Raw genomic sequence first — 11,477 nt, forward strand, 5'->3', positions numbered from 1 at the left:
ACAGACAGAACCACACGCACAGGTCTGGCAGCAATAGCGGAGAGGACACACCTGTTTCCATGCCGAACACAGAAGTTAAGCTCTCCAGCGCCGATGGTAGTTGGGGTTGAACCCCTGCAAGAGTAGGACGCCGCCAGGCATTCCCATTCCACAGTAGCTCAGCGGTAGAGCAATCGGCTGTTAACCGATCGGTCGTAGGTTCGAACCCTACCTGTGGAGCCATGGAGAGCTGTCCGAGTGGTTGAAGGAGCACGATTGGAAATCGTGTAGGCCGTTTCACGGTCTCGAGGGTTCGAATCCCTCGCTCTCCGCCACTTATGAAATAAATAATTGGCCCGTTGGTCAAGAGGTTAAGACACCGCCCTTTCACGGCGGTAACACGGGTTCGAATCCCGTACGGGTCACCATATTCATGTTCTATTTAGGTAAGAATCAAACGTTTTTATACATTTGGAGGATTAGCTCAGCTGGGAGAGCACCTGCCTTACAAGCAGGGGGTCGCAGGTTCGAGCCCCGCATCCTCCACCATATCGCGGGGTGGAGCAGTCTGGTAGCTCGTCGGGCTCATAACCCGAAGGTCGCAAGTTCGAATCTTGCCCCCGCAACCAAAATTATGGTCCGGTAGTTCAGCTGGTTAGAATGCCTGCCTGTCACGCAGGAGGTCGCGGGTTCGAGTCCCGTCCGGACCGCCATTTTAACAAAATCAAATCATACATATGTCGGCTCGGTAGCTCAGTCGGTAGAGCAACGGACTGAAAATCCGTGTGTCGGCGGTTCGATTCCGTCCCGAGCCACCATTTTGAATCAGCTTTATGTGGAGGGGTAGCGAAGTGGCTAAACGCGGCGGACTGTAAATCCGCTCCCTCAGGGTTCGGGAGTTCGAATCTCTCCCCCTCCACCATGTATAAATAGGGGTATAGTTTAATGGCAAAACGAAGGTCTCCAAAACCTTTGATGTGGGTTCGATTCCTACTACCCCTGCCATAATTTTATTATGGCGGTCGTGGCGAAGTGGTTAACGCACCGGATTGTGGCTCCGGCATTCGTGGGTTCGATCCCCACCGGTCGCCCCATATCATTATTAAATGTTATTGGGCTATAGCCAAGCGGTAAGGCATCGGGTTTTGATCCCGTGATTCGCTGGTTCGAATCCAGCTAGCCCAGCCATTACATGCGGAAGTAGTTCAGTGGTAGAACACCACCTTGCCAAGGTGGGGGTCGCGGGTTCGAATCCCGTCTTCCGCTCTTTTACCTTTTATTGGCGGTATAGCCAAGTGGTAAGGCAGAGGTCTGCAAAACCTTTATCACCGGTTCGAATCCGGTTACCGCCTCCATGATAACGATTATGCCTGAGTGGTGGAATTGGCAGACACGCAGCACTCAAAATGCTGTGCCTACGGGCGTGTGGGTTCGATTCCCACCTCAGGTATCGAAACAATGCAAGAAAACAAAAAATTATGATTGAAATAAGTGAGACAGGATGATGAAAGTCCTGTCTTTTTCGTTGTTTAGAAAACTATAAATTTCCGCGGTTGTGGGTAACTTTGGAGATTTTGCGGCGGGTTTGAAGAGGTTAAGCAATTCGCGCGAAGTAGGAAAAATCGCGCGACAGCCTTAAGATATCGCGCGAGGACCCGCCAATTTCGCGCGACGATGACATGATTTCGCGCGTAATCCACAAGAAATCGCGCGACACTCACCGGATTTCGCGCGATGCAGTACAAAGTCGGTGCACCCTTCTATCATGTTGATTTTTGGCTGCTGCCGAAAATCTTCATACTGAAAATATTCTTCGGCCTAAATTGAGAAGTTTTTGTTCTATAATAGATTGTTCAAAAAGTCCGGTGAAAAAGACACATCGAAATTCTTCGTTTGGGGAAAAGCGCTCCACTGAATGAAGTTTCACTTTATCCTCCTTTTTGAACATGCTCTATAACTGTAATTAAATGCTTATTGAGAGGATGAATAAGTAAAAATAACGTCCTTCAGCAATGAAAAAGGGCTGACTCCAAAGACCATCTTAATTAATGGTCGTTTGGGTCAGCCCTTTGCTGCTGCAATCATTCCTTATAAATAATCTCGTCTTAATTCCTCCGCTGATCGCGGTGAAATATACCCTGGTGCAACATCATAAACCGTTTTAGCACCAATTTGTTTTTCCTCACTCATTCGGTGGGCCGCTCTTGCATATGCGACTAAAACGCTTGAAGTGAACTCGGGGTTGCTGTCTAATGTAAGTGAGAATTCATAAAGCTGGTTGTTATCTTCACCGGTTTTTCCGCCTCTGATGACAAATCCGCCGTGTGGCGCTTTGGAGTGGTCGCGCGCCAAGTCTTCTCCAGAAATAAAATTCACTTCTGTATCATAATCAGCGAAATAGTTTGGCATGTTCTTTATTTCATTTTCAATTGCTGCTTTATCAGCATTTTCTTCAGGAACAATATAGCAAACACGGCGATGTTTATCCGATTTGGTTAATTCCGGATTGGCACCATTGCGTACTTTTTCAATCGCTTCTTCAGATGGAATCGTGTATTGGACACCGTTTTTTACTCCTGCCACTCTTCTGACGGCATCAGAGTGTCCTTGACTGAGTCCTTTTCCCCAGAACGAATAGTTTTCACCATTTGGTAAAATTGCTTCAGCCATTACGCGGTTGAGGGAGAAAAATCCCGGATCCCAACCTGTTGAGATAATAGATGTTGTATTATGTTTTGTTGCAACTTCATTGACCATTTGATAAAACTCCGGTATTTTTGCGTGCGTATCGTAACTATCCACAGTGTTGAACATGCTTGCAAAGTAAGGAGTTTGTTCAGGTAAATCCGTTGCCGAGCCGCCACAGAGTACCATTACATCGATTTTGTCTTGATAATCACTTGCATTATCGATATGTATAGCTTCTACATCAGAGTCATCAAGCTTTAGGGTTTCCGGATCTCTTCTGGTGAAAACAGCTACTAACTCCAGATCATCAGTTGCTTTAATCGCTTTTACTGCACCTTTTCCAAGGTTGCCGAAACCAACGATCCCCAGTTTAATCTTATTGCTCATATACATTTCTCCTTTATTATAGCTAAATGCCCTTAAAAGAATGACACGGGATGTCCTTTATTATAAATGAATCAGACGTCTATTGAAAATATTTCAATTACCATTGCGTTTGTGAAATGATAAAACAAAATAATTGGCATTATGTTAAAATACAGGATATGAAAAGGGTCTTTGTTCATATAAAATGGATATCATTTGAAAGGAAGAATTAATGTGAAACGCAGGGTTGTTGTAACAGGAAAAGGTGTTGTATCGCCACTGGGAAACGATGTGAAAACCTTTTGGGGTAATATTCAAAATGGCAACTCGGGGATTAGGCGACTGGAATCAGAGGAATATGCGGACATTAACACAAAAATCGCCGGTTATATTGATAATTTTTCCGGTGAAAACTACCTTGAAGCAAAAGAAACAAAAAGATATGATTTGTTTACACAATACGGGTATGCTGCAGCCGTTCAGGCACTGGAACAATCCAAAATCAATCTGGAAAAACTGGACAGGGATCGTGCCGGTGTTTATATCGGCTCCGGAACCGGCGGTCTGCAAACACTGTTAAGCAATCATGAAACAATGCTTGAAAAAGGAACGAGACGGGTATCACCGTTTCTGATACCGACGATGATTAATAATATGGCTGCCGGCTTAACAGCAATCAAGACTGGGTTTCGCGGGCCAAGTTTTGCTGCTGTTTCTGCGTGTGCAACAAGCAATCATGCGATTGGAGAGGCCTATTTAAATATTGCTCATGGCTATTCAGATGCTATTTTAGCGGGTGGAGCAGAGGCAACGATTACGCCGCTCTATTTTGCGGGTTTTTCAAAAATGCGCGCCATGTCAACCAAAAATGACATACCTGAGGCAGCATCGCGGCCCTTCGATAGGAGCCGGGACGGGTTTGTTATGTCAGAGGGCGCCGGCGTGCTATTTCTGGAAGAGTATGAACATGCGAAAAAGCGAGGTGCCCCTATATTTGGCGAAATCATAGGCTATGGCAGCACAACGGATGCCTATCATATAACTGAACCGGATTATCAGGGTGCCGCAAAAGCAATGAAACTGGCGATAGACCGTGCGCAGATCAAGCCGGAAGACGTGGATTACATTAATGCCCATGGGACGAGCACACCAGCGGGCGATATTTCCGAGACAACAGCGATTAAAGACGTATTCGGTGAACAAGCTCACCGTCTCAAAGTCAGTTCGACAAAATCCATGACGGGTCATATGTTTGGCGCAGCAGGAGGCGCCGAAGCGATTGTCACACTAAATAGTATGAGTGAAAATATTTTCCCGCCAACAATCAATTTGAAAAATGACGATCCGGAATGTGATTTGGATTATGTGGCTAATCAATCTGCAGAAGGCAATATCAACATCGCTTTATCCAATGGTTTTGGATTCGGCGGGCATAATGCTGTGCTTGCCTTTAAAAAAGTTTAATGTATTCTGAAATCAGGCTTTTTATTGTGTGCAGTAAACATCTTTTAGAAATTCACAGCAGACCGGGCTGCGGATAAATAATAGCAGCCTTTTCATATCGAAGGGGAGGGGAAGCCATGTCTGCAAATCAAACCACTCTAAGTCAAAGTGTCCCGGAAAGACGCGAAGCATTGGAGGCGCGTTTTCCAGTCTGGCCCCGTGATACGGTTGCCGGCCATTTTTCAAAAGCGTGTGATCAATATAATGACAGGCCATTTCTTTATATCAATGATAAAGAATATACATATGGCGAAATCTGGGGCAGAGCGGTTCAATATGCAAAAGCTTTTATAAAACTCGGAGTAAAACGCAGAGATCACATCGCAGTTTTAATGGATAATGATGCTGTTTACCCATCATTAATGATAGCTTCATCCATGGTTGGAGCCGTTTTTATTCCGATTAATGCGATGCTAGCTAAGAATGAACTCGAATATATCATATCCCAGTCGGATTCAAAATATCTGATTTTACATCAATCAGTAAAAGACAAACAGCACGGAAAAGCGGTTGCTGAATTATTGGATAATGAAGGTTTTCAGAAAATCAGTCAATTAGAGCAGGTTATCTGCCTTCCAAATGGAGGAGAAGAGCCGGTTGATGACCGTTTTATGACATGGGAGACATTTCTGGAAGGGGCAGATGCTGTTCCCGAAGAAGCAATGGACAAGAGGTGGCATGAATCCCGGTATCCGGATGATGTGGCTATTATTATGTACACATCCGGTTCAACAGGCAGCCCAAAAGGCGTGATGCTTACCGATGATATGCTTCTCCGCTGCGGGTATGGCACGTGTATGAGCAGAGCCATTGAGGACGGTCGTGTCACGTTTGCACCGCTCCCATTCTATCATTGCTTTGCGATCATTGAAGCGATTTTTGCCATGTCATTTGTAGGAGGTTCATTTATATCAGCACTTGGGGCGTCGCCGCTTCTATCACTGCAATTAATGGAGAAATATAAAGCGAACGATTATCTCTGTGTTCCATCTACCCTTGTTGCATTATTGAACCATTCGCGTGTTTCCGAGTTTGATTTATCCAGTTTATTTGCCATGTGGTGTGGGGCGGCACCGGCTCCTGTACCGGTATGGGAACAAGCGATAGATGTCTTAGGTCTGACTGAGACAATTACAGGCTATGGGCAGACAGAGGTGGCTTCATCAGGCGTTACGACTGAAATTGGCGATTCGCTGGAACGTATCTCTTCCAGGGTTGGCCGGCCTAAACTTGGCGGTGTCAGCGGCTTGCCGGAATTTAATGGCAGTGCCGTTGAATATAAGACGGTTGACGTTGATACAGGCGAAACCCTGCCGAACGGTTCCACGGGTGAATTAGCTGTAAGGGGGGCCACAGTTTCCCATGGCTATTACAATAAACCGGAAGAAACGGCAGAAGTCATTGATAAAGATGGCTGGCTGCTTACAGGTGATGTGGGAAAGATTGATGAGAATGGTTATATTCAACTCCTTGGCAGAAGTAAAGAAATGTATAAAGTGTCCGGAGAACTGGTTTCGCCGCGCGAGGTAGAAGTTGTCATTTCTCAGCATCCGGCAGTCAATCAAGTCAACATCATCGGCGTGCCTGACAGGCTGACGACTGAAACAGGCGCAGCCTTCATTGAATTGAAGGACAATGAAACATGCACGCGAAAAGAGATCATTGACTGGTGTTCATCCCGGATCGCCCGTTTTAAAATCCCTCGTCATGTCTGGTTTGTTGAAGCTTCCGAGTGGCCAATGACGAGTACAGGCAAAGTTCAGAAATTCCGTCTGCAGGAAAAAGCTGAAAAAAAACTTTCCGGAAAAAATGATTAACTTAGAGATAGAGGGGGACTAACATGACTCATATGTGGCATCAGACAAATTTTCGAGTTCCATATAAAGATACCGACCGAATGGGGGTCGTGCATCACGGTAATTATATAACATGGTTTGAAAATGCCCGTACGGAATGTATGCGCCATTACGGACTTACATACAGCAAAGTGGAAAGTTTAGGCTTTCTGCTGCCAGTGCTTGATGTCAATGTTACCTATAAAAAATCAGCTCGCTATGATGATTGTATCGCTATTTTCACGCGAGCATCCAGTTATTCGCCGGTAAAACTGGAATTTGCATATGAGGCGAGGAAAATCAGTGAAGAAGAATTCTTGCATGGGAAAGGGAATGAAGCGGAAGCAGAAGAGCCTTTTGGGGAACTGCTTGCAAAAGGAACCACGATGCATATGTGGGTCAATCAGGAATGGAAACCAGCACGTATGGATAAGGCCGCTCCTGAAGTTTATGCTGTGATTCAAAATACGGTATAGAAATGGCACAGTCCCCGCTGCTTAATACCTCATAGAGATTTTAAGCAGCGGGTTCCTCGTTCAAAATAACATCCCGGGATCTTTGGTTTGATACTGTTTTGGAAAAAACGTCCGTATATGGGGATTTTTCATTCATGCTGTCTCTAAAGTTATCCATTCCGGTTCAACAAAAGCCTATTTTAATCATACATTGTAGACACGTACGGAAAAGGAGAAGTGTCTATAATGAATAACTCCAGGCAATGTCAGGCTGATCAGTATCTGTATGCGATTCAACCTGGTGATACTTTGAATTATATTGCACTTAGACTGGAGAAAAGTGTTTCCAGGATTATGGCTGCCAACCCCGGATTGGATCCGTTTAATTTAAGAGTAGGTCAAATCATCTGTGTTCCGGCATGTCCCCCTAATCACAGACCGATAATCATCCAGCCTGGCGATACCCTTTATCGAATTTCACAGACAAATGGGATAACAATTGCCAGTATTCTTGAAGCAAATCCGAGTGTTGACCCTAACTATCTGAGGGTCGGACAGCGAATTTGTATCCCGACAGCTTGTGCCGATTAAAAGTGGAGTTGCGGATGCACACTGAAAATCAAGGAAATCCAACGGCGGATTCCTTGATTTTTAAGTCAGCATTTACGAGCGATTTCGGCGATGTCTTTCTTTACCGCCTTTCATGGCATTTAATTCCTCTTTATTCTTGTTTTTCTTCTTTTTACCTTTATCAGTACTCAATTTAATGCCCTCCTCACCTTTAGCGTGAACTAAATTCCATAAATCATGTAAAGGGAAGGACGTTTATGTCGAGATTTTATACATAAGTTGTAATCCCACCAGTTTGTGGGTCCACCAAATACCATCCTCTGGTAGCGGTATGATTACCGATGACTTCATAGACGTGAATGAGATATTGATTATTGAGATTTCGGTCAAAGGTTACGTAAATATTTGGCTGTCCGGTTAAGCCCAATGCCCTTCGCACCAGATATTCGGCTTATGCTCCGGCTCAGGATCCACTTGACATGTTGTCCCTAAATGGAAATTCCATCACGCAACTTGCATTTTATCCATTGATTTCCTTATTTACACTGTTCTTTATACCCATTTTCTTTATTTAAAGTTTTTATTTTACTTCAGATTTTCCTGTTGCTCCCGAATGGATACTTGTCCAAGCTGTATCTTCTTTATTTCCATGCATGAAGTAGTACAGGACGGTCGTTGCGAGAACGAGCAGCCCCATTATGATATACAAGTTACTGTATCCGGTTAATGGGATGATGAAACCAAGCAAATACGGTCCAAATCCAAGACCGGCATCGAGGGCAATATAGTATGTTGATGTGGCCAGACCTATACGATAAGGCGGCGTCACCTTAACCGCAATGGCTTGTGTGACTGATTGCATATTACCAAATCCCAGACCAATCAGAACACCGGCCAGTAATAGGGTGATACTATTTTCCGCTGTGCTCAACAGCAATAGCCCTGCAGCAAATAGAATAAAAGCAGGATACATGACCGGATTTGCACCTTTCATGTCCATCAAGCGTCCTGTGAAAGGACGTGATACGAGTATTGCCACTGCATAGACAACAAAAAATAGACTTGCCATTTCGACCAGGTCAATTTCAATCGCATAAAAATTAATAAAAGAAAGGACACTGGAGTAGCCAAGGGATACGATAAGAATAATGAGTGCAATTGGCAGTGCATTTAGTTCAATAAAGTCTGAAAGCTTCATTTTAGCTTTATCAGCTTCTTTCGCTGGTTTTTTCATTACTGGTACATTTAAAAAGAGTGCAATGATGAAACTGATGATTCCCAGTGCAAGGCAAAAGCTGAAAATCATCGGGTAACCGGTATGCTGACTCATAAATAGCCCGATAAAGGGACCGATCGCTGTTGCCAGTGTAATGCTCATGCTGTAATAGCTGATCCCTTCGCCTTTTCGCTTTTCAGGAACAACTTCGGCAACAATCGTTCCGGTTGCCGTGCTCGCCATGCCCAGTGTAATTCCGTGCAATAGACGGGTAATAAGCAGAAAGGCAATTCCGATCTTGATAAAATACAAAGATGAAATCAAAACGAAAAAACCCAACCCGGAATAAAGCATGCGTTTGTTGCCAATGGTGGTTATCATACGACCGATAAACAGCCGGCCGATTAACGTTCCGATAATAAAAATACCAGTTACAAGACCGCCCTGGCTCTCGGAAACATTAAATTGCTCAACCGCATAGACAGCCATCGTTACCAATAATAAATAAAAGACTAAGTATAAGAAAAAATTTGCAGACGATACAATGATAAAGTCTTTCGTCCATAGTTTGACGCTTGACTGATTCACGAATCTTTCTCCTTACTTCATAATATTATTTCTGATTTCTTTCATCATACGAATCATTTTCAGTTGTTCCTCTTCCGTTATTCCACCCAAAATCTCTTGCTCAAATTGGTCAATAGTGACACGGACATCTTCATATATGGTTATACCAAATTTTGTAAGCTGTATCCGTTTTTCACGATTGTCTTTACCTTTGACCTGTTCCAAATAACCCAATTCCTCCAGACGGTTAACGTTTCTGGTTATGGTAGGCTTCTCGACGCCTTGGTAATGGGATATTCCGACGTTTGTTGCAGCGCCATAATTGTATAAGTAGTACAAAATGGTCCATTGCGCCCGGTGCAGATTGTGGTTGTTTAACTGTTCGTTCAGACGGTTTTCAAAAGGCCGGTACAATAAAATAAGTTGATGAAAGAATTTATGCACAGGCTTGATTGGAATAACCCCCTTTAATAGTTAGTGTAGGTAATAGTTAGTGTGAGTAACTATAATAGTTTATCAATTTTTTTAAGTGAATGTCCAGTTAAGGATTTATTGAATTAAATGGATTGATTTGAAACTTGATCTTTTTACATTTCGCGGACTATTGGTCTGACCCCGCTGTTAATAACGGAGGGAATTTTTAAATCTGTCGGAAAAAACAGGATACTTGTTTAATCCTGTTGAGTGCGTGAAAATAAATAGTAGGATTAAATATTTGTTAAGGAGGAATCACGTTGGCTGATAGTTTTTATGAAAAGCATCATGCGGACCATTTAAAACAACTGAAGGAACTTGCACCGGATCAGACAAGAGCTTTTGGGGAATTTAATAATGGTGTTTTTAAAGACGGTGCTTTAACCAGGAAGGACAAGGAAATCATTGCCGTCACCATTGCACATGTCACTCAATGCCCGTATTGCATTGATACGCATACAAAAAATGCCAAAAAGGAAGGCGCTTCCCTCGAAGAATTGGTTGAGGCTGTCATGGTGACATCCGCAGTGGAAGCAGGCGGAGCTGTCACGCACAGCACTAATATGCATAATGCGCTGGCAGATGACGCAGATGATACGCTGTATGAACGTTCAAACCTTAAGAATCTTAATCAGCTGGGCAAAAATGCTAAAGATGCATTCCAGGGCTATTCCGGATTCAATGAAGCTGCTATGAAAGATGGAAAGTTAAGCAAGAAGTTCAAGGAAATAATCGCAGTTGCTGTCGGTCATGCAACGCTTTGTCCGTACTGCATTGATGTCCATACGAAAAATGCGGATAAACAGGGAGTGAGTAAAGAAGAATTGTCCGAAGCGGTATTGGTTGCTTCCGCATTGCTTGCCGGCGGATCGTATGCGCATATGGCGAATATGATTGCGAGTTATGGTGAGTCCTAAGATCATAGAAAGGGTGGAAAACATTGAAAAAGATTCTCGTTGCAGGAGCTAATGGTCAAATAGGAAAGCATCTTGTTACATTGATTCAAAAAAGCGATAACCTGGAAGCAAAGGCAATGATTCGCAACAGGGAGCAAGCCTCCTTTTTTGAAAACCTTGGAGCAGAAACTGTCGTCGTTGATCTGGAGGAAGGTGCTGACGCAATTGCAAAAGCTGCTAAAAATGTTGATGCAGTCGTATTCACTGCAGGATCCGGCGGGCATACAGGTAAAGACAAAACCATTATGGTCGACTTGGACGGTGCTGTCAAAACGGTCGAGGCAGCGAAATCTGCCAATGTTAAGCGATTTGTCTTGATCAGTTCGTTTGATACAACACGCGAAGCCATTTTAGAAGCTAATTCATCATTTGCTCCATATGTAGCTGCAAAACATTATGCCGATGAATGGCTGAAAGGCTCCGATTTGGATTATACGATTATCCATCCCGGATTGTTAACGAATGATGAAGGAACCGGACAAGTTAACTTAGCATCCAAAGTTGAAAGAGATGAGGTTCCAAGGAAGGATATCGCAAGTGTCATCCTTGAAAGCCTGGAAAATGACGCAACGATCGGCAAGGAATTTCAGGTTGTCAGTGGAACTAAGTCTATTAAGAAAGCAGTAGAGTCACTTTAATATAAAAAGGTAGAACAAAGGCTCGGGGCGCCCGTTTAGCGACGTACGGACTGCGCCTGCGCGTCGCAGGTGGGTCGGCGTTGCCGTGCATCGCGGCGGTTTTAGCCGATCTGCCCCACTGGTCGCAGGAGATAAAAGAAACACGATGAACGTAAGTGAATCGCTGTTGACTTATCGGACGGAGGTGAAGGAAGTCACGCTAGTCGCTGGGTGCTGGAGCCGGACGTGGC

At 44.0% G+C, this 11,477-nt stretch carries 9 protein-coding genes, 14 tRNA genes and 1 rRNA gene; 21 read left to right on the forward strand and 3 right to left on the reverse strand.

All coding sequences use genetic code 11. The features are described 5' to 3' along the window. Nucleotides 1–23: 23 nt before the first annotated feature. The 15 genes from rrf (at nucleotide 24) to VK097_RS13205 (ending at nucleotide 1,429) form a co-directional block, all read left to right on the forward strand. A 5S ribosomal RNA gene (rrf, locus tag VK097_RS13135) occupies nucleotides 24–139 on the forward strand. An 8-nt stretch (nucleotides 140–147) separates the two neighbouring features. Next, nucleotides 148–222 (forward strand) — tRNA-Asn (locus tag VK097_RS13140). Nucleotide 223: 1 nt separating this feature from the next. Next, a tRNA-Ser gene (locus VK097_RS13145) sits at nucleotides 224–314 on the forward strand. Between the two features lie 18 nt (nucleotides 315–332). After that, nucleotides 333–407 (forward strand) — tRNA-Glu (locus VK097_RS13150). Nucleotides 408–452: 45 nt separating this feature from the next. Further along, nucleotides 453–528 (forward strand) — tRNA-Val (locus VK097_RS13155). Between the two features lie 3 nt (nucleotides 529–531). Further along, nucleotides 532–608 (forward strand) — tRNA-Met (locus tag VK097_RS13160). A gap of 7 nt (nucleotides 609–615) precedes the next feature. Continuing rightward, nucleotides 616–692, forward strand: a tRNA-Asp gene (locus VK097_RS13165). A 29-nt stretch (nucleotides 693–721) separates the two neighbouring features. Then, nucleotides 722–797 (forward strand) — tRNA-Phe (locus tag VK097_RS13170). A 19-nt stretch (nucleotides 798–816) separates the two neighbouring features. After that, a tRNA-Tyr gene (locus VK097_RS13175) sits at nucleotides 817–901 on the forward strand. A 9-nt stretch (nucleotides 902–910) separates the two neighbouring features. Next, nucleotides 911–984, forward strand: a tRNA-Trp gene (locus tag VK097_RS13180). A 13-nt stretch (nucleotides 985–997) separates the two neighbouring features. Continuing rightward, nucleotides 998–1,073 (forward strand) — tRNA-His (locus tag VK097_RS13185). A gap of 19 nt (nucleotides 1,074–1,092) precedes the next feature. Continuing rightward, nucleotides 1,093–1,167 (forward strand) — tRNA-Gln (locus tag VK097_RS13190). 6 nt (nucleotides 1,168–1,173) lie between these two features. Beyond that, nucleotides 1,174–1,245 (forward strand) — tRNA-Gly (locus tag VK097_RS13195). 15 nt (nucleotides 1,246–1,260) lie between these two features. Next, nucleotides 1,261–1,334, forward strand: a tRNA-Cys gene (locus VK097_RS13200). Between the two features lie 13 nt (nucleotides 1,335–1,347). Then, nucleotides 1,348–1,429, forward strand: a tRNA-Leu gene (locus VK097_RS13205). A 638-nt stretch (nucleotides 1,430–2,067) separates the two neighbouring features. Here the strand turns inward: VK097_RS13205 and VK097_RS13210 are convergent. After that, nucleotides 2,068–3,054 carry a diaminopimelate dehydrogenase gene (locus VK097_RS13210; protein WP_324212264.1) on the reverse strand — a complete coding sequence of 329 codons (987 nt, stop codon included), beginning with the start codon at nucleotides 3,052–3,054 and terminating at the stop codon, nucleotides 2,068–2,070. A gap of 213 nt (nucleotides 3,055–3,267) precedes the next feature. Between VK097_RS13210 and fabF the strand changes: the two genes are divergently transcribed. From fabF to VK097_RS13230, 4 genes are all read left to right on the forward strand, one after another. Continuing rightward, nucleotides 3,268–4,497: a beta-ketoacyl-ACP synthase II gene (fabF, locus tag VK097_RS13215; RefSeq protein WP_324212265.1), complete on the forward strand. Its 1,230-nt coding sequence runs from the start codon at nucleotides 3,268–3,270 to the stop codon at nucleotides 4,495–4,497. Between the two features lie 116 nt (nucleotides 4,498–4,613). Continuing rightward, nucleotides 4,614–6,353 carry a class I adenylate-forming enzyme family protein gene (locus VK097_RS13220; protein ID WP_324212266.1) on the forward strand — a complete coding sequence of 580 codons (1,740 nt, stop codon included), beginning with the start codon at nucleotides 4,614–4,616 and terminating at the stop codon, nucleotides 6,351–6,353. A gap of 23 nt (nucleotides 6,354–6,376) precedes the next feature. Beyond that, on the forward strand, nucleotides 6,377–6,847 hold the full coding sequence (locus VK097_RS13225; protein WP_324212267.1) for an acyl-CoA thioesterase: 471 nt from the start codon (nucleotides 6,377–6,379) through the stop codon (nucleotides 6,845–6,847). A gap of 225 nt (nucleotides 6,848–7,072) precedes the next feature. Beyond that, complete coding sequence (locus VK097_RS13230; protein WP_324212268.1) at nucleotides 7,073–7,417, forward strand: LysM peptidoglycan-binding domain-containing protein; 345 nt, start codon at nucleotides 7,073–7,075, stop codon at nucleotides 7,415–7,417. A gap of 559 nt (nucleotides 7,418–7,976) precedes the next feature. Here the strand turns inward: VK097_RS13230 and VK097_RS13235 are convergent. Continuing rightward, nucleotides 7,977–9,200 (reverse strand): MFS transporter, encoded by a 1,224-nt coding sequence (locus VK097_RS13235; protein ID WP_324212269.1) that lies wholly within the window; start codon nucleotides 9,198–9,200, stop codon nucleotides 7,977–7,979. 12 nt (nucleotides 9,201–9,212) lie between these two features. Beyond that, entirely contained in the window at nucleotides 9,213–9,623 is a 411-nt protein-coding gene (locus VK097_RS13240) for a MarR family winged helix-turn-helix transcriptional regulator (protein ID WP_324212270.1), read from the reverse strand. Between the two features lie 290 nt (nucleotides 9,624–9,913). On the opposite strand from VK097_RS13240, the gene VK097_RS13245 reads away from it, so the two are divergent. After that, a complete protein-coding gene (locus VK097_RS13245; protein WP_324212271.1) occupies nucleotides 9,914–10,570 on the forward strand; it encodes a carboxymuconolactone decarboxylase family protein in 657 nt (218 codons plus the stop codon). Nucleotides 10,571–10,593: 23 nt separating this feature from the next. After that, entirely contained in the window at nucleotides 10,594–11,247 is a 654-nt protein-coding gene (locus tag VK097_RS13250) for an SDR family oxidoreductase (RefSeq protein WP_324212272.1), read from the forward strand. Nucleotides 11,248–11,477: the final 230 nt, after the last annotated feature.

It is taken from the genome of Lentibacillus sp., from assembly GCF_035301675.1.
GTDB lineage: Bacteria > Bacillota > Bacilli > Bacillales > Amphibacillaceae > Lentibacillus.